The organism is Flavobacterium sp. 245, assembly GCF_004362055.1.
Classification (GTDB): domain Bacteria; phylum Bacteroidota; class Bacteroidia; order Flavobacteriales; family Flavobacteriaceae; genus Flavobacterium.
On the sequence record NZ_SNXB01000016.1, the window covers coordinates 61,715 to 82,755 of the forward strand.

Genomic DNA, 21,041 nt, shown 5'->3' on the forward strand with positions numbered 1-21,041 from the left:
AGTGTAAAGAGTTGACATTTACTTTTGTACTAATGGTCCTTTGGAGTTTCTGGTTCCAACGTACTTTTATCATATGTGCTTTGATGTTTCTTCCTTACGGATGCCATCATTAGTAAGTGTAAGAAAGATTTTCTGTGGGGGGAATTTAAAAAAAAAGTAAGCCTAAAGCGACTCTACTCCTTAACATAATTCAATGGTTTAAATTAATCAATCAGATTAAGGCTACATTAGAAAAAGTCGTTAGCTTACTTTGGTTGATATATTTACAATTGTTATCTGGCTTTATGTTTGATATTAGGGTAAAGTAAAATTGTGTACCAATTAAACCACGACACTTTTAAGTTTTTTTGTAAATTAAGAAAAAAAAATAAACTAAAAATAAGAATATTATGGAGAAAAAGAATCACTGTAGCAGCAAGTTTACTATTAGTTGTAGGTATCTGTAGCTCTTTAATTTTTTAAAAAAATAGTACATCTGAATTATTAGAAAATCAAACAAGTATAAATGAGATTAAGCCTGGAGGGGCTGGCGCTATTTTAACCCCTTCGAATTGAAAAGAATAGTTTTAGATAATTCTGTAAAGGGATTGCTTGCTAGTGAAAATAAATATCAACAACTAATGGAGGAATAGTTTATAATGCTGGTAAAAATGCAGAAACACTATATAACACAATGACGACTCCTAAAGAATGCAGTATAGTTAGCAATTAGCAGATGGAACAAAAGTGTGGTAAATACTTCTTCTTCAATTATTTTTCCAACATTTTTTTCTTCAAAAACTAGAGATGTAATTCTTACCGGAGAAGCATATTTTGAAGTTGCAAAGAATTATAAGAAACCTTTTAGAGTTTTTGTAAATAGTATAAAGATAAATGTGATAGGCGCTCATTTTAATTTGAATGCATATGGTGATGAAGACAATATAAAGACAAGTCTACTTGAAGAAAGGAGTATAATTAATCAGAATGGTAAAGATATTTTGTTAAAGACTTAACAGCAGGCACAAAGTGAAGAATCAGGAGATGATATTGTTAATAATAATGTGAATTTCGATGAAGTTATGGGGTGGAAAAAATGGATTTTTTATTTCGAAAATGCTAATCTCAAAGTGATATTAAATCATCTAGGTAGATGGTATGACATTGAGGTCATATTTGAAAAAGGAAATTATGATAGAAAGTTTGAAGGCGAGATTGAAAAAAAACTAAATTTCAAGCAAGTTTTAAAAATACTTGAAGAAAATAAGGTTAATTTTTGAACTTAAAGGAAAAGTTTTAATAATAAAACCTTAAATTAGAATGTAAATCAACTCTCGCATTGAATCAGAAACTATAAATATTTTTACTAATTAGCCCGTTATCAAGGTTTGTTTTATAGTTAATTTGATAAAAAAGTTTGAAAGAGGATAAAAAATAAATTTTTGTTTGTATTTTAATGGTATCTGTGATTTTAGTTTGGTAGTTTAAATAAAATATGTCAATAAGATGTATTGCAAATTGACCGAGACTATTGTTCGGAGAAATAAATAACTCATAATTAGCTGATTTCATTTTGGATCTAAAATAAAAAAACCAGCAAATGTTGGAAGCATTGCTGGCTAGCTTAGCTAAAAGATAGATATAGTAAAACCAAGCAAGGAATTAATATCATACAAGAGCCACTAAAAACAAATGTATGAAATTAATATATGTGCAATAAAAAAATATAAGAAAATTAGAATCTATTATTTGACTAATTTAGAGTTACTTCTACAGGATAGCTGTAAAACGTTATTCATTAATCGGTATTGGTTGTTAAATAATTATAAATTTAAATGAATTTTATAAAGAGCCTAAGCTTGTCAAACTTTATGTATATCTAGTAAAAAATAAAAAAAATATATTAGAACTTTTTTGTTTTTTTATAAGGGTATTTGCAGTATTATTTTTTAATTGCATTGATGACTGACTTATAGATGAAACATATTTTTACTGTTAAGATTCCATTTAAGGGTAATAATTATATTACTAAAGTAAATGGGTACAATTTTAAAGATGGAATAGGGAAGAATTGGTTCTTCATGCAATATCATTTTTTACGTATTTAATAAGAAATCTGATAAAATGGTTTTATAATGTAGTAAGGTTGCCAGAAGTTTTTTTCAGGTTGGAAGTTTTTTTGTGGCAGATGGTGATGAAAGAGAAAATAAAGGAATATAAATACGTAATAATGTAACCAAATCCATTAGATTATTCTTGAAAAATAATTTAACATATAATCTTTTTTCACAGATAGTAAAATACTGCTATCCAGATTCAACAGAATTTACACTTATTTTATCGCAGAAAGTACATTGGTCTTTGTTGGTAAGTTTCAGACGTTTTATAACTGAATTATATCATGTTGACTCCATAAATTTCTGAAAATTTTAAAACATAAACAGGGAGCGTTATTGGAAAGTTAATTATTCTAAATTAGGAGATTAAATCTAAGAAGATAGGTGGATTCCGATAGTATGCTGCAGTTATTGTAAAGTTAGACAATCCATTAAAAAACCAACACGCTAAATGTTTTGGAAGACGAGAATCTAAATAATTTTACCTTATAAATCGTGTTTTATTAAATGAAATTTGTATGACAGACAAAGAGGTATAAATTTATGATGTATAAAAATATTAAATGCCTATTTTGTTTGGTAGAAAATTGGTTAGATTGATTATGCTTTTATAAAGCTTGTTAAATTCATTAGTACCATCATTGTCGTATTGCTTTAATATGATTTATAGGTATTTGATTTATTTAATATTATCAAAATATCAGTGGCTTTTATGGCTGTGGTAAGATGAAAATTATTTACGAAGAATTTTAATTAATCTTTAATTCTTCAATAGTTCTTATACTATAGTAGTTATGTAAGTATTATAGCAGTAGTTGGAATTTAATAATTAAATATACTTGAAACTATGTCTTTTTGTTTAAAAACCTTTATTATTTTGTTTTCTGTTCAGGTTTTTGGGCAGAACTATACAATGAAAGCGATTCCTGTTCGCGATGAGTTTAACACGTATTTAATAAATAGTCAGCCATTTATAGATGTAGAAGGTTTTGTTTGGTATGCCGTAAATACAGAAGGAACATTTTTCAAATATGATGGAAGAAATCAAATTAAGTGTGCTTTTATTAATACTAATGAAAAACTGCTTTCTATTTCTTCAGGCAGTATTAATAGTTGGATTCAGGATGCAAATAATAATATTTGGGCTATAAATCTCATAGGCGCTTACATAATAAATCCAAAAACTTTAAAAGTTAAGCACATTAATTGGGAATCAAAAAGATCTATAAATAAGGAAAGTGGCTATGTTTCTTCTTTATTAGATAAGAAAAAAAACGTCTGGATAAGTGGAGGTGAGAACTATATTATAAAATTTGATGAAAAATATAATCAAAAAATATATTATTCTCCTACGCTGCCGAATGAAATAAAATATGAAAAAAAAAATAACGAAATTATAAATGCTGAAAATGCCTCTTTAAAAATCATAAAAGAAATAGGTCATGGGAAAATATTGGTGCAATCCTCGTGGAATATATATTTAATTGATGATCAAGGCATGCATTTTGTCTTGCACTTAAAAGATGATAATCCTAATTTGCATTTTATTGATAATGGTAGATTTTTTAAAAAAAATACAAGCGGTATTATTCTTTTTGATGGAAAAAAGTATAAATACAATTATCTAAAGAAGTTTGATTTACAGGTGTTTGACTGTCCTTTTGATAATTTCATATATACAAAGTCAAATTTTTTTGCAGTGCGTGATAACAAAATCTACATCAGTGTAATCAATACAGAGCGAAGTGCTTTTAAAACTATTGATTCAATTATTCTAAAAAGAAATGTTCTTAATAAGCACTTGCAGTTAGATCACAAAGGAATAATTTGGTTTTCGACCAATGTCAATATTATAATGTTTAAAGCTGCGGATACGAGATTTAAAAAAAAACTGCAATTTCAGAATTCGCAAATTAGTACTCGAGGTATAATTTCTGACAAGTCTGCGAACTTATATGTTTGCTCTTATTCGGGTCTTTTTAAATTAAATGAAACAGAAAAGTTTACATCAAATATTCGTGACCCATCCTATACGCGTACTATTTATAATTCTATGTTAATTGATAATGATAGTATTTTATGGGTAATTGGTGAAGGTACTTTTGTAAAATCAATTAATTTAAGAACAAACTTGATTAAAACTTGGGAATTTAATAATAAATGGAATTTTCAATCTGTAATTCTTAAACGTAAATCAAAAGATTCATTTTGGATAGGATCAAATAAGGGAGTTTTTATTTTTAATAAAAAGACAGGGAAATTATTTAAATATAGAATGGATGACGTTAATTCTGATGATTTAATTGTTTATGATATCTTGCAAACCCGTAAAGGCAGTTTATGGATTGCTACAAATAAGGGTTTATATTTTAAGAAAAAGGGAAGTAGGTTTTTGGATTACAAAGTTAAAAATCCTTTTTTTAATAATAGGATTATTTTCGTATTACATGAAGATAAAAATGAGAATCTTTGGATTGGAACCAATAATTCGGGAGTGGCCTTCCTAAATTTAAAAACCCGAAAACTAAGAATATTCGACCAATCTAGCGGATTATCTAATAATACGGTCTGTGGTATATTAGAATCAGACGAACAACTTTGGTTTTCAACTTTTTATGGATTATCGGTTCTAAATAAAAAGAGTATAAAATTTAACAACTATTATGTTCAAGATGGATTATCGGATAATGAATTTAATCTTAGGTCATTTTATAAAAAAAGTGATTACTCCTTTTATTTTGGAGGGTTAAATGGAATTGTAGAAGTAAATCCTAAAAATTTTAATTTTTCTAAAAAAAATACTAGAATTTTTATTTCAAAAACAGAATACTTCTCTGAAAGGTTAGGGGTAAATATAATTGAATTTTCCAATTATTCGACTGATATTCAGTTGCCTTATGATAAAAACTATTTTTCAGCTGAATTCGCTATAAATGATTTGTATAATCAGGAGAGAAGTACCTATTATTATCGTATTGAAGGATTAACAGATGGATGGGTAAATGTTGGAGGGACAGGAGTTATTAAATTATATAATCTACCGGCTGGTAAATTTATTTTAGAAGTTAAAGCTAAAGATTTTTACGGATCTGAAACAGTTAATCAAATTAAGATAAATATTGTTGTTGAACAGATTTTCTTTAAAACACCTTATTTTATAGGTTTTATAATTTTAATACTAGGTGCTTTTATAGTTTACGAATTTAAAAGAAAAACGAAAAAGCAAAAAAGGGTTTTTGAAAGAGAAAAAGTAATAATTGTTTTAAAGGCTAACGCATTAAAAGCACAGATGAATCCTCACTTTGTATTTAATATTTTAAATAATATGCAAAGTATTATGATTTTGAAAGGAGAAGCTGAAGCCAATAAATATTTTGGAGCATTTTCAAGACTTCTTCGCTTAACGTTAGATATGTCTAAACAAGAATTAGTTTCTTTAAAAGATGAATTGGAATATATTAATTATTATTTAATACTTAACAATCTACAGTTAAATGGAGAACTAAATTTTTCCATTCAAGCAGAGACTATAGAGAACAAAGAAAATATATTTATTCCAGGCATGTTAATCCAACCATTTGTTGAAAACGCAATTATTCATGGTTTAGTCCCTAAGCTAACAGGAGATAAAATACTACAAATTAACTGCTTTGTTGAAAGTCATTTTCTTATCGTGCGCATTGAAGATAATGGCATTGGAAGGAGTGCTGCTGAAAAACAGTCTAAGAAGAGAGAGTTTGATTATAAATCCTGGTCAACTACAATAGTTAAAGAGAGAATAGGCATAATAAATGACTCATCTAAGATAGAAAAGGTTATTTTAAAAATTGAGGATCTCAAATTTGAAGAGCAATGCTTGGGGACAATAGTTATTATTAAGTTTAAGATCAGATAAATTTAACAAATCTGAACAAGGGGTTTCTTTATAAATAAAATTTATTAATTAAATAATTAAAATTATGAATAGTTACAAAGCTGTCATTGTCGATGATGAGATAAATAATATATTGATCCTTAAGCATTTTATTGAAAGGTACTGTCTTAATGTTGAAGTAGTTGGAGAGGCATCGACAACGAGTGGTACAATTTCAGTGATTAACGAGATAATGCCAGACATACTTTTTTTAGATATTAGACTTAATGGAGAAGAAGTTTTTGAAGTGTTGGATCAGATAAAGATTGAAAAAGCGCAAGTAATTTTTGTTACTTCTCATGATGAATATGCTTTAAAAGCAATTAAATATAACGCAATTGATTATATTTTAAAACCTATTGTTATTGAGGAGTTGATAATTTCAATAAATAAAGCTGTAAAAAAAATTGAGCAGCAAAATTATTTTGACTTTACTACAGGGTCAAGTATTAATAAAATACAAAAAGAGATTTCTAAAAACAAAGAGTACATAGCAGTTGCATCTATGGATAAAATTGAATTGATAAAAACCAACGATATTATGTATGTGAGTTCTGATAGCAAGTATGCCACATTTCATTTAATTAATGGTAAAGAATATGTATCTAATAAAAATTTAATTTTTTATGAAAATATTTTAGATAGCGCGGTGTTTTTTAGAATTCATAAATCATTTATAATAAGTATAAAATATACTTCTCGCATAATAAAGAAGGATGGGAGCTACTGTGAATTGGTAAATGGTGCTTTTCTTCCGATTGCTAAACGTAAACAAGATCAGTTTAACCGATTTTTAAAAATTAAAGAATAATTTTTGGGCAACACATTTTATCTATGTTGTTTAAATTAATTAGAAGTCGTTTTGGATAATCCTATGATAGTTTTAAGTAAAGGCTGAATTACTTAAGATTAAACAAAAAAAGTTTGAAATAGTTTTTCTATTTCAAACTTTTTTTGTTTAAAAATTGTACAAAAAGTTAGCGTTGCAATTAAAAAGGTTAAATGTATTTCAACCTTTTTATTTATATAACTACAAATTTCAAACCAGGATATAAAACGTTAAGTGGAGAATTCGCCCGTTAATCAGAGAATAAGGCCGATAACTACTTTTAACTAGCAGCAACAGAAGCTTTTGGTGATATTTACTTGATATATAGATAATTGATTTCATATAAACTTTAAAATTCCAAAATATTTTTCATGGTAATTAATTCTTAAAGAGCTTAACATATTGAAACAGGAATTGGAGAAATGAATTTTTGTTTTTAAAGCATGATTGAAAAATATTAAATACTGTGATTTTAATTTCGATTGTTTGTGAAAAAAAAGAAATTATGAACTGAAAAGATATGGATATGCATGATATAAATAAAGGTATAATTTTAGTACATGACTCTTCAAGGGGATTCTCAAAATTTCTCAAAAGTCATTATTCTAATAAGTTTACAATTGAAGTTCATAAGAAAAAAAAAGAGCTTGTTTCAAATCAATTTGACGGTTATTCATTTGGTTTTATTAATATATGTGCGTATGATGACTTAATATATGTAAAATTTATTGAATCAAAAGTAAAATTTGTATTTATAGTTTCAGCTAAGAAAGAATTTAATGAAATTAAATTTGATTCTAAAAAAGTATGTTTTTTAGATAGTTTTAATTTGAAGTCAGATATTATTAAACAGATTAATATTCAAATAAAATTAATGGAAGTAAATTCTACAATAAGTAGTTTTTGAACTAGTAAAATTTAATATGTAGACAATGCCAAGAGATTAATATAATTGAGATATATAATAAAATATAAATAAGTATGGACGATAGGGAGAAATTACGAATGGTTAGATCTGGTTTGATAATAAGCATCTTGCTTATTTTTTGGCTAGTCTTGCATTTAATTGTAGTACTTAAAAATTAAAATTTATAAAGTAAAGAATAACCCAATAACTAGAATAATATTTTAAAAAAAATGTTTGTAGATTTTTTTTTGATTTCTAAAGATTTGATATATGTTGGAAGCATTGTCAATTTTAAAACGAATATTTAAAACCAAGCAAGGTGTTTATTATTAACCAAAACCATTATTAACTATGAAATTATTACCAAAATCTAAGCCAAAAAAATGCTGGCTTAATTCAAAAAGCTGGAAAGTAATGAAGTTCTCAGCTATACTTTTCCTGATTTTTACATTACAAATATCTGCAGGGGTAGCAACACCGACTGTTGATTTTAGTGGAAAGAAAGTTCCAGTTAAGAAAGTTTTGTTGGCTGTTAAAAAACAAACTGATTACGTTACTGTAAAATTATCAGCTATTCAAAAGCAGCTTAAAGGTACAGTAGTCGATGAAAAAGGAGAGCCTGTGCCAGGTGCAAATATTAAAGGAAAAGGAACTTCTATTATTTCAAGGACTGATGCCGATGGAAGCTTTAATATTACATTACCGGACAACGTTAATACTTTAATTATTTCTTATGTAGGTATGGAGACCCAAGAGGTTTTTATTGATAAAAATCCAATTAAAGTAATTCTTAAAAGTGAAGGACAAAAGCTTGATGATGTTGTTGTCATTGGATATGGTACAACAAAAAGAAAAGATATTACAGGGGCTATTTCTACCATAAAAACGACTGAAATTCCTAAAGGGGCAAATACCTCTATAGATCAGGCTTTGGGCGGAAGGGCAGCTGGTTTGGTTGTTACGCAGACTTCAGGACAACCTGGCGCTGCGCCATCTGTACAAATTAGAGGAAATGCGTCTTTTGCATCTTACGGAGTATTATATGTTGTTGATGGTGTACCAATTGATGGGGGAGCTAGTGAACCGAAAAGCGGTACCCCTTTTGGAGCAGATGTAACCAGATCTCCTTTAAACTTTATTAATCCTAATGATGTAGAATCTATAGAGGTACTTAAAGATGCAAGTGCTGCTGCGATTTATGGTGCCAGAGCAGGTGCAGGAGTAATTCTAATTACAACGAAGAGAGGTAAAAAAGGAGATGCCAAAGTTAGTTACAGTTTTTCGAATGCCTATCAGCAACCGGCAAAATTTTATGATATTTTAAACAAACATGATTATATGGTTGAACGAAATCGTATAACAAGAGAAAAATATTTATTAACTCAAAAAATTGCACCATATGGTACTACGGACCCTTTATCGGTTGCGGCTTTTATTCCAAAATTTTCTCAAACTGATATTGATAATGCAGGAGAAGGAACAAACGCTATCGATGCTGTTACTCAATCTGGTTTCATAAGACAACATGATTTGTCAATTTCTGGCGGTACTGATAAAACTAAATATTTCATCTCAGGAAATTTTCTTGATCAGGAAGGTATCATCAAAACCTCATCCTATAAGAGATACAGTGGCCGTATTAATTTAGACCAAATGATTACTGATAAATTAAAAGTAGGGGTAAATGTCGTTGAGACAAAATCTTTTAGCGATAATGCATCAATAGGTACAGGTCAAAATGAAACTGCCGGAATTATTTTGTCAGCATTTTATCATCCTCCAACTGTAGATTTGATTGCTCCTGACGGATCTTATCCCTTAAATCCGGATTATAAAAATTCGCCAAACCCACTTTCTTTTTTAGAAAATACGGATGAAACGACTTTAAATAGATTGTTAACCAGTGGTTATGCAGAATGGGAAATTATAAAAGACCTAAAAGCAAAAGCAAACTTTAGTTATGATCAATCTGATTCGAAACGTGGTGTTTACTTTCCTAAATCATTTTTATACGGAGCGAGAAATAATGGAGTAGCTAATGTTGGGGAGTTTCATTCTGATACGAGTTTACTGGAGTATACTTTGGCATATAAAAAAGACCTAAATGAAAATCATCACATAAATGGTATTGCTGGTTATTCTTATCAAGTGCGTACAACAGCGGGATTTTTAGCAGGAAACACCAATTTTCTAACGGATACTTTTTTATTTAATAGTTTAGAGGTTGGAGAAGGAGTAAAACCTACTGTAAGTTCATCAAAAGATAAACAGGTATGGGCTTCCTATTTTGGCAGATTAGGATATGACTATAAAGGGAAATACATTTTGCAAGGATCTATTCGTCGTGATGGTTCTTCAAATTTTGCGGAAAATAAAAAATATGGTTGGTTTCCATCTGTATCAGCAGGATGGAAGATATCAAGCGAAGAATTTATGCAAAAAGTTCCCTTAATTTCTTTCTTAAAATTAAGAGCCAGTTATGGAACTACTGGTAACAGTAATATAGGCAGCAATGCGTTTGCATTTTATACTGCAGGTAAAACTAGTATTTATGATGCTAATTATGTATATGGTAATACACAAAGCACAGGAGTTTTTCAAAGCCAGATTGCAAACCCTGAATTAAGCTGGGAAACTGCCGCTGAGATTAATCTTGGATTAGATTTTGGTTTGTTTAATGATCGTATTACCGGAACTGTTGAGGTATATAATAAAACGATATCTGATTTGTTAAGGGAGAAATTTTTACCATCTTATTCTGTAGTAGAAAAAGTAGCATCAAATGTTGGTAAAACACAAAGTCGTGGTTTTGAATTTACTTTGAAGACTGTCAACATTAAGTCTAACGATTTTAATTGGATAACTGATTTTAATATTGCTCATTATAAAGACACTTGGAAAGAAAGAGATCCTGAAGTGATAAAAACTCTGGGTAAACATATTGGATTAACGGATCCGATCAGAGCAATTTATGGCTATCAAACAGATGGGATCTTGCAAATTGGAGAAGCTGCACCAGTAGCAATGCCAAATTTACAACCGGGAATGGTAAAAGTAAAAGATGTAAATGGATATGATGCAAATGGGAATCTTACTGGTCAGCCTGATGGTAAATTGAGTTCGGCGGATAACGTTTATTTAGGAAATACAGACCCAGGTTATAGTTATGGAATAGGGAACACATTTAAATACAAAAAATTGGACCTAAGTATATTTATGTACGGCATGTTTGACAGAGTTAAATACAATAATGATAAGGCTCTTGCATACGATTTATCAAGTACAATGGGATCTTTTGGTTGGAATGCTTTAGATATAGTAAAAGACCGTTGGGCTTCTGATAATCCAACAGGGAAAAATCCAAGTGGGTTAATAAATCCTTATGGCAGTTATACATCTAGTTTTTTTAGAGAGAAAGCTGATTTTTTGAAATGCCGCAACATAACGTTAGGCTATACTTTAACGAAAGATATGTTTCCTAATCAAAAAATATTTGAATCTCTTCGTTTGTCAGTAGATGTGCAAAACTTGTTTACGGTTACTCCTTATTCAGGTTTAGACCCAGAATCGTTAAGTGGTACTTATCCAAATACATCAAGTTTAGTTTCTTATCCTGCACAACGTTCAATAATATTAGGACTTAATGTTATTTTTTAATTAAAAACCTTACGTACGATGAAAAATATAATAAATAAGACGGCATTTTTTTGTCTGTCTATAATAACTACACTAACTTCTTGTGAGAAAGATCTTGAACCTGAAGTGTTTAATAAATTGGCGCCAGAAACATTTTTTAAAAATGGAGCTGATGCAAAAGCTGCGCTTACCAATTTGTATATGGGAATGATGGAAGGTAGTGCAGGGCTTGGTTATGGGACGCAGCAAGGATCATGGATGGTTCAGAGTTCACAAACTACTGATGAATTAATTTGTTCGTGGGGTGATTCAGGACGATGGGCAAAATTAAATACCCTCAATTTTGATGATCAGTTTAATTCTCTTACGGATCATTATACAAAACTGATGCCGAAGATAACAAATGCTACGATTCTTTTAGAACGTATAAATACGGTGTCTATGGATGCACAATTAAAGCTAAGATATTTGGCAGAAGTTAAGGCGTTAAGAGCACATTTGAGTTACATATTGTATACTTTCTATGGTCCGGTATCTATCGTAGTGGATCCTGCTTATGCATTGAATCCCAATTCTGTGCCAGAAGCAAGGCCAACAAGTGAGTGGATGATTAGACAAATTGAAAAAGACTATAAAGACGCAATAATTGATCTACCCACTACATATCCTGCCTCAGATTATGGTCGTTTTACAAAAGGAGCAGCCATGATGGGATTGCTTAAATTGTACATGAAAGAAAAAAAATGGACGGAGGCACTTGCCGTTGGAAAACAATTACAAACGCTGGAAGCGCAAGGTATATATTCTTTAGTTCCTGAATATGAAGATATTTTTAAAATTGAAAATGAGCAAAATAAAGAAATGATTCTTGCAATTTCATGTCAAAAACAAACAAGCGTTTACAATATGTGGCTGGCGCATGTCATGCCTGGTAATTATGTAGACCCTTCTGGCCAGTCAATTGAAGCTTGGGGAGGATATAAGATGCCATGGAAAACATATGATAAGTTTAATCCCGCTGATAAACGTCTGAAACAATTATTAGCAAAATATCCAACTGATGGAGGTGCAATACTTGATGCACGGGCAGCAGGTATGGAGGGAGCAATTCCTAAAAAATACGGAATAGATCCCGATGCAAGTGGTGAAGAACATTCGACAGATCTTGTAGTTTGGCGCTATGCAGATGTTTTATTATCAATGTCTGAGGTAATAAATGAAATAAATGGGCCAACGCAAGAAGCTTATGATCTTATTAATCGTGTAAGAACAAGAGCAGGATTACCAAATTTAGATCCTAATTTATCAAAAGATCTTTTTAGAAATAAGATTATGGATGAGAGATTATTTGAACTTTGGTGTGAGGGTTCACGCCGTGATGATTTAATTCGATGGGGTACATATATTAAAAGAGCGATTGATGATGGATCAGCCTTTGCCACTGAAAACAAAATTCTTTATCCATTGCCGCGTAAAGCTGTTGATGAAAGTAATGGAAAAATCACGCAGAATCCCGGTTACTAAGTTTTTAGTTTTATAGAGTAAACCCTAAAAATCATTTTATTAATGTTTATAGTTGTTTTTTTAAGAAAAACATAAAGTTTATTCCAGGTTGGAAAGCATATTTATGTGACAATTTAGGAAGTTTTAAATTTTAATATCACTGACATGAACTATGATAAATAAGGGTGAAAAGTATTATTCATCTGAAATGTAGTAACATTTTAATGTTACTATATTTTAGATGAATATGTTATTAGGCCGATCAATCTTTCGATTCTGTAGCGGAAAAGTGCGACAAAATTTTGTAGAAATTTTAAAATTAACGAGAAGCATCCCAGAATGGAAATTGTAAATGATTCTCTTATAAAAAGTATAGAAAAATTGGCAGAGTATTTAAATAATACTTTGCTTGAATCTAATGTTTCAGAAATTCAAAGGTCAGCCATAATGTGAAAGTACGATTTATAGAGATATTAGTTTTTTCAAAGAAAAGAGTAGTATTAGAGTAAATACTACTAAAAAATAAAAGGTTTATAATTAAAATATAAAAGTATAGATGAAAGTTAAAAATTTCGCAGTAGTACTTATGATGGTCGGATCTGTTTTTTCGACAAAAGCTCAATCATTCGAAGGGGTAAAAGAATTAGCAAACAGGCGTGTTCCGTGGTTGGCTAGTAAATTGGTTTTTTCAACAATACCAAAAGAAGATGGTAAAAATGTCTTTGAGATATCCTCTAAAAAAGATCGTATCTATATCGCGGCTACTGATGTTAACTCAGCTTCATCGGCTTTAAATTGGTATTTAAAATATTATTGCTATCGAAATATGTCACACATGGGAGATAATATGGCTCCTATCGAAAAATTACCCGAAATTGATGAAAAAATTAGAATTGTTTCCCCTTATCGTTTTCGTTATGCATTAAATTATTGTACAATCAGCTATACTATGAGTTTTTATTCATGGAGTGATTGGGAACGTGAGTTAGATTGGATGGCGATGAATGGTGTAAACCTTATGCTTGCTCCAGTAGGCGTGGAGGCAGTATGGCAAAATACTATGATGCGATTAGGATTTTCTCAGAAGGAGATTTTCGATTTTATTCCAGGACCAGCATTTAATGCTTGGTGGCTGATGGGTAATTTGGAAGGATGGGGCGGGCCTATTTCTCAAAATATGATTGATCAGCAATCCTTATTGCAAAAGAAAATTTTAAAGCGCATGAAAGGATTGGGAATACAGCCAGTAATGCAGGGTTTTTACGGAATGGTTCCTACATCTTTGAAAAATAATGTAAAAAAAATCAAGGTTATTGACCAAGGAAAATGGGTAGGTGGAGGATTTGCTAGGCCTGATTTTCTATTACCGACTGATCCTTATTTTGAGAAAATCTCTCAGATTTATTATTATGAGATGAAAAAATTGTATGGCACTGATATACATTTCTTTGGGGGTGACCCTTTTCATGAAGGTGGAAATTCAAAAGGAGTAGATCTCACACTATGCGCTAAAGAAATCCAAAAGCAAATGCATCTTTCCTTTCCGGCCAGCACATGGGTATTGCAGGGATGGCAGGATAATCCGTCTACAAAATTGTTAGAAGGGTTAGATAAGTCGAAGACTTTAATTATAGAACTATTTGGGGAGAATAAAGCAAATTGGGAAGCCCGAAAAGGATATGAGGGCACATCATTTGTGTGGAGTAATGTGAGCAACTTTGGTGATAAAGTTAGTTTGTACAGTAAGATGCAAAGATTTTCCGATGAGGTATATCGTGCTAAGTCAGGGCCATATGGCAATTTTTTAAGTGGAATTGGTATTATTCCTGAAGGAATTCACAATAATTCTGTTGCTATTGATTTCATGTTAGAACTAGGTTGGCATAATAAGAAAGTGGATACTAAAGAATGGATAAAAAGTTATGTAAAGTATCGTTACGGGAAAAGCAATGATACAGTTCTTGCCGCTTGGCAAGGTTTTCTTGAAACAATTTATAGTAGTCCTGAAATTTATCAGGAAGGTGGCGCAGAATCGATTTTTTGTGCAAGACCATCTACGAATGTAGAAAGCATATCGTCCTGGGGAACCAGAAAAAGAAACTATGATATGCAAAAATTTGCCGATGCAGTTAGATTGTTTGTTTCTGTATCTAAAGAGTTTGAAGAAAGTGAAACCTATCAGGTAGACAAAATTGATTTAGTTAGACAGGTTAATGCAGATAAAGGAGAAATGGTTTATCAGACTATGATTGATGCAATAAATAAAAAAGATATTATTTTATTTGAAAAAAGTTCAAAACAATTTCAAAGAATGATTATACAGCAGAATGACTTATTAAGCTGCAATTCTCATTTTTCGCTTTATACATGGTTGAAACAAGCAACTGATTTTGGAACAACACCTCACGATAAAGAGGTAGCGTTGCGTAACGCAAAAGAACAAATTACAATTTGGGGGCCTTATGATCCAAAAACCAATCTCCGTGATTATGCATTTAAAGAATGGGGAGGACTATTGGGCTCTTTATATGTAGACAGATGGAAACAATTTGAGAAACAGCAACTTGGAATTCTTGAAAATCAAGTGGTAAGCTCCCCGAATTACTACGAAATGGAAAAAAAATGGGCTGCTGAAAAAGAACTTTTTGTTCCCCATCTGTTAACAAAAGAGGAAGAAAGTTCCCTAATTAATATAATTTTACAATAGCAATTGTAAAAAAAATGTTTGGTTAGGTACTTACTCACAATCTGATAGATTATAAGATTTTTTTAAATTTTTTAATCTATCTGATTGTGGCCCTAATCGATTGAGTTTTTGTAAAAAAACACAATTTAAAATTCAATAATTTAATTAGTTTTTTACATTAGAATTTTGCTGAATTTCTTCTGTTTGATCTTTAATGTCATAAAAAAACTCTCTAGATATTTATTTGCATTAATGTCAATAATTTTTGTGTTTTGTTTTGAAGGTTCTAAAAAATCATCATAGGACATATAATTTATTGATGTAATTTAATAAACTATAAAAAGTTGACATTTAATAAAACTATCAACTAAAAAAAATAACATTTTGACTTATAAATATATTGTTCAATTGAATAACAAAAATGTCAAAAGATACTAATACTTTCAGAATAATTTCCCAATTCTTTACTCAATAGGTTGCTGGTATTTAGAAGATAAATATTGCCGATTACTATACTTTATTTTTGACATATCGACTTGGAGCTAATTATGGATTTGCAAATAGCTACAATTAAATTTCTTTTCTCCAATAATTACATGAATATTAAAAGTAAACAAGATAAAGTGAAGTCTACAACTGTTTGGTTTTGTTTGTGAATTAAACAGTAGTTATTTATTTGCTTTTTGTCTACGTTATAGTTCCTGCAGTTTTTTAACCAATTTATATATTATTAAGCATTTAGCCTTTTTTAATGAGGGTGTTTGATAATATCTGCACTGCAAATTACTAGAAAGCGGTGATCCTTTGACGAAAAATAAGCAAAAGTTATTCTAATAAAATTAATCATTATGAAATTTAAAATTTTATTGCATTTATTTTTATCCCTAATATTTGTTACTGCCCGAGGGCAAAAACAACAAATTAAAACTGCTTTTAAAGAATTACGTGGCGGATTTCCTGAAAGAGCTCTTATCGCAATTTCCAATTTAGATTATAAAATATTGAATGCGACTGACGTCGAAAAAGCAGACTATTTTTATATTAAGGGAGTTTCTTTACAAATGATTGCAGAAAGAAAAACAGAAAAAAAAACGAGTTTAGCTTCTGCTGTAAAAGCATATGAAGATTTGTTATTAACAGAAAAAAGTACTCAGATATTTAAATATTCGGATGTGGTTAAAGCTACTCTGTACGATATTAAACGCAAGATGGTTAAGGATGCTACAAGATACTCAAAAGATAAAAATTATTTAGAAAGTGCGAGTAAGTTTTATGAAATCTATCAATTAGATACTGAAGACAATATATATTTATATTATAGTGCTTTGTCTTATCTGAATGGGAAGAATTATTCTCTGGCATTAAAGTATTTTGTCGAATTGAAGAAACTAAATTACTCAGGAAAAGTAACGTCTTATTATGCTATAAACAAATCATCTGGCAAAGAGGATAAGTTTTTTTCAAGAAAAGATCGTGATGAATCAATAAATTTAGGTACGCATGAAAAATTAAGTGCAGAAATGGAAGATCCTAAAAAAGAAAATATTTTGAAAAATATTACTTTAATTTATTTACTGACGTATTCTACTGACAATGCCAAGCAAGCACTGATGGATTTGTATGTAAAAAACACTGAAGATAGATCGTTCAGTCTAGCCGAATTAAAGTTGTATATCGAAACAAAAGACTATTTAACGTTTAAGAAAATATTAATTGAACGAGTAGCCGTAAACCCTAATGATGCGCATTTATATCATTATTTGGGGATAATAAGTTCGATGTTAAAGAATAAAGAAGATATGAAAAGCTACTTTAAAAAGACTTTAGAAATTAATTCTTCTTATCAATTTGCTGATGTTGAAAAATTGACATCTTATTCGGAGGCTATCAAGATTCTAAATAATTGATGAAAGGATAATTCATTATGTATATCTTTTTTTTTTAGATAATTTCTGTTTTAATAACCACTTTTGAATGATCTGATAGCTACTTGCTCGAGTAATAATTGCCAGTAAGGTACTTTGTACCTTTGAATTTTTTATCGGTAAAAACAGTAGAAGTTCGCATTTGGGCCAAGGCTACTTCATTAAGTAAAATGAATGCCTATAATCTTATTATTAGTATGATTTGGTATGTTCATATGTAGCCAATATGGAAATCGGCTTTTTTTGGATTGTCTTAAAAGACTTCTTGCGCGAAGACTGAAAATGTTTTCATAATAGACAATCTATATTACTTTTATCGATTTATTTTAGGCGCTAAAGTCAAGTCTCTTTTAATAATTTCTTTACTTATTTTATTCATAAAATGGTGTCTTTTGCCATGTGATTATATGTATTTATCTCAAAGAAATCATCAATAGAAATCTTTCTCGCAGAATACCTTTAGAAAACATTCAAATATTTTGGATTTTAACTTAGTTCTCTTCATGTTTTACTGTAGATGTGAAGCGTTTTTTATTGTAGAGTGACTATTAATTTAAGAATTAATATAGTCACAATAAAGTTTAATAATTCTTTACGTTAATCTGTAAAATTGGCCGATAATCTCTAGATATGACCGTTGACTACTTTTTGTTAGCATAGCTTCTGGTTAATGATAAAATTTGCATCTATTATCATGATTTTTAAAATCAAACTAATATTTATAAATAAAATCAGAATTGTATGATGTGAAATTTATCCAATTGTTAAAAATGATATAGGCCGTACACGAAAAAATAGTTTCTAAGATATAATAAATATGAGAGTTTTGTCAGATTGTAGTCAGGAAGAGAATTGGTGTAATTTTATAGGATTTACATTTATAACGTTAGTTTTATATTTTTTGTTTATTATACAAAGGATAAGTAAAATTTTGCATTCTAAATTTGGTTTTGCTTGTATGCTTTTTTTACTTGTAAACACTGTAAATGCACAAATATATGGGAGTTTTCCTTACGCTGAAAGTTTTTTATCTGGAGTTAAGCCTCCGGAGATGTCTTTGTTAGCTCCTCAGTTTGGAGATAATTCAGCGAATTTTTTTACTCGTGGCGTTCAATTAACTCCTGCAGAACCTAATAAATTTGGGGCTATCTATATTAATAATAAGCAATTTAGCTCAGTCAATGGTATTGAGATAGAATTTGAATATGGAATGTATGGTGGTACTGGAGCTGATGGATTATGTGTCTTTTTATTCGATGCTGCGGTTGCATCTCCAGTGGTAGGTTCAGTCGGTGGTTCATTAGGTTATAGTTATAGACGAGTAAATAATCAGTTTGCAGATCAAAGACAAACTGGTTTAACTGGTGCTTATTTAGGTGTTGGTCTTGATAATTTAGGAAATTTTAAAAGAAGGACTAATCAACCACTTGAGATGATTAATGGGGTTTTGCCAGGTTTGCTTGTTAAAGGTTATCAAAGTCATGTCACGCTAAGAGGAGCTAAGGGAAAAAGTATTAATCCTGCTATGGGACTTGGAGATGGTTTTACTGGTTATCCGGTTTTAATAACACAATCAACGCAAAGTAGTTTAGATGGTGCGGGGTCGGCAAAGCTAGAGGATTCTGGCGATTACTCTTATGGTAGTGGGTTTGCAACTCCTTTTAGTTTAGGAACTCCTAGTTTTTCACCATTCCCTGGTGATGCAAATTTTAGAAAAGCTTTTATTTCTCTAATACCTCATCCATTAGGAGGTTTTAAAGTAACTGTAAAAATTCAACATGGTTTAACCATCTCGACTGTAATTGATAACTACTGGTATAAAACTTCAATAAAATATGAAGAGAATGTTATTAATAAGAATACTGATTATAGTAATGATAGTGGTGAAGAAGATTTACCTGTAACTTATACTTTATCTACAGAAGTTCCAGCTAGTTTTAGACTTGGTTTTGGAGCTTCAACAGGTGATCAAACCAATATACATTTGATTAGAAAATTACAGGTAACACTGCCTTTTTCAGCTAAATCTTCTGACGATGTACTTTTTTATTGTAGTAATGGAAGTGGGACAGTATATCCGTTGGTTAATGATATAGCTTATTCGGGGCCAATTTCGGGCACTCCTTTAGCATCATCTTCAAATATTGATTTAGCATCTTTCCAATTTTTAGATGCAGCTGGGTTTCCTCATGGTAAATCTTATTTTGTTGCTAATCAAGGAACGTGGAGTTATAATTCAAATGATGGCGCAGTCCTATTTACTCCAATTGCAGGATATACAGGAACTCCAACAGTAGATTATGATATAAAGGGGTTATCTGCTCCATATAATGATGATGGATATAGAAGTATCCCTGCTAAAATAACGGCTAATGTTTCTTCTCCCAATTCAATTTCCAGTCAACCTGTTAGTAAAACAATTACTCAAGGAACTAATAGTGTTTTTTCTGTAGTTGCAAATGCTGGTTCAGGAGTTTTAAATTATCAATGGCAGGTAAGTAATAATAATGGTGTCAATTGGGTTGATGTAATTGATGGGGGTGTTTATTCTGGTGCCAAAACAAGCTCATTGAATTTAACAAATGTTCCCTTTTCACTAAATGGTTACTTATTTAGAGTCACAATTAGTGGGTCCTGTCAAAATGTGGTAAGTGATTCGGCAATTTTAAATATAGCGGGTGCGGATTTATCTGTAGTAAAAAGTGTTAGTAATTTATCACCAATTACTAATTCAAATGTAATTTTCACTATTACAGCTACTAACCGTGGTCCAAGTATTGCAACCGGAGTGAAAGTAACTGATTTGTTGCCATTAGGATATACTTTTGTAAGTAGTACAGCTTCTGTCGGAAATTGGGTTTTTCCTGATTGGTCAATTGGAACATTGTCTAATGGAGCTAGTGCTACCTTAACAATTACAGCAAAAGTAAATGCTATAGGTTCCCATGTAAATACGGCAACAATAACTGGTAATGAAAGTGATTCAATATTAACTAATAATAGTTCTACAGTTACAGTAGTTCCTGCTAAAGATATCAATGCGGTTCCCGATACGAATGCATTTCCGGTGAATGGTATTATAGGAGGTCCTACTGGAATCAATGTTTTAGGGAATGATACATTAAACGGAAATCCATTTCTCCCATTTCATGTAGTACTAACCTCTACGCCAAAAGGCCCGCTTACTGTAAATTCAGATGGAACCGTTAGTGTTGCTCCTAATACAGATAGTGGAACTTATACAGTAGATTACACAATTTGTGAAGCATTGAACCCATTAAATTGTAGTAGTACAACTGTAACGGTGAATGTTTTCATACCTGGCATTGAATTATTAAAAGAAGGCACTTATGTGGATAATAATGGTGATGGTATAACCAATGCAGGGGATACGATTCATTATACCTTTACGGTAAAAAATACTGGTAATGTAACCCTTGCCGGGGTAGTTGTAAGTGATCCTAAGATTACTGTTGTGGGAGGTCCGTTGGCTGCATTGGCAGCGGGAGCTTCAGATACTACGACATTCTCAGGAGACTACACAAT

General features: G+C 30.5%; 10 protein-coding genes. All 10 read left to right on the forward strand.

The features are described 5' to 3' along the window. Positions 1–728: 728 nt before the first annotated feature. Positions 729–995: a FecR domain-containing protein gene (locus EV145_RS21440; RefSeq protein WP_166638504.1), complete on the forward strand. Its 267-nt coding sequence runs from the start codon at positions 729–731 to the stop codon at positions 993–995. A 66-nt stretch (positions 996–1,061) separates the two neighbouring features. Next, positions 1,062–1,259, forward strand: coding sequence for a DUF4974 domain-containing protein (locus EV145_RS22695; protein ID WP_410501095.1), 198 nt, complete (start codon positions 1,062–1,064; stop codon positions 1,257–1,259). A gap of 1,750 nt (positions 1,260–3,009) precedes the next feature. Further along, positions 3,010–5,991 (forward strand): sensor histidine kinase, encoded by a 2,982-nt coding sequence (locus EV145_RS21450; RefSeq protein ID WP_166638505.1) that lies wholly within the window; start codon positions 3,010–3,012, stop codon positions 5,989–5,991. 64 nt (positions 5,992–6,055) lie between these two features. Continuing rightward, positions 6,056–6,820, forward strand: coding sequence for a LytR/AlgR family response regulator transcription factor (locus EV145_RS21455; protein ID WP_133527231.1), 765 nt, complete (start codon positions 6,056–6,058; stop codon positions 6,818–6,820). Between the two features lie 544 nt (positions 6,821–7,364). Then, positions 7,365–7,745: a hypothetical protein gene (locus EV145_RS21460; RefSeq protein WP_133527232.1), complete on the forward strand. Its 381-nt coding sequence runs from the start codon at positions 7,365–7,367 to the stop codon at positions 7,743–7,745. A gap of 351 nt (positions 7,746–8,096) precedes the next feature. Beyond that, the gene (locus EV145_RS21465; protein ID WP_133527233.1) at positions 8,097–11,402 is read left to right on the forward strand and encodes a SusC/RagA family TonB-linked outer membrane protein; all 3,306 of its coding nucleotides are present in this window, start codon (positions 8,097–8,099) and stop codon (positions 11,400–11,402) included. Between the two features lie 18 nt (positions 11,403–11,420). Next, positions 11,421–12,905 carry a RagB/SusD family nutrient uptake outer membrane protein gene (locus tag EV145_RS21470; RefSeq protein ID WP_133527234.1) on the forward strand — a complete coding sequence of 495 codons (1,485 nt, stop codon included), beginning with the start codon at positions 11,421–11,423 and terminating at the stop codon, positions 12,903–12,905. A gap of 535 nt (positions 12,906–13,440) precedes the next feature. After that, entirely contained in the window at positions 13,441–15,591 is a 2,151-nt protein-coding gene (locus EV145_RS21475; RefSeq protein ID WP_133527235.1) for an alpha-N-acetylglucosaminidase, read from the forward strand. A gap of 827 nt (positions 15,592–16,418) precedes the next feature. Beyond that, a complete protein-coding gene (locus tag EV145_RS21480) occupies positions 16,419–17,477 on the forward strand; it encodes a hypothetical protein (protein ID WP_133527236.1) in 1,059 nt (352 codons plus the stop codon). 844 nt (positions 17,478–18,321) lie between these two features. Beyond that, the coding region (locus EV145_RS21485; RefSeq protein ID WP_166638506.1) for an Ig-like domain-containing protein at positions 18,322–21,041 on the forward strand (2,720 nt) is incomplete at its 3' end.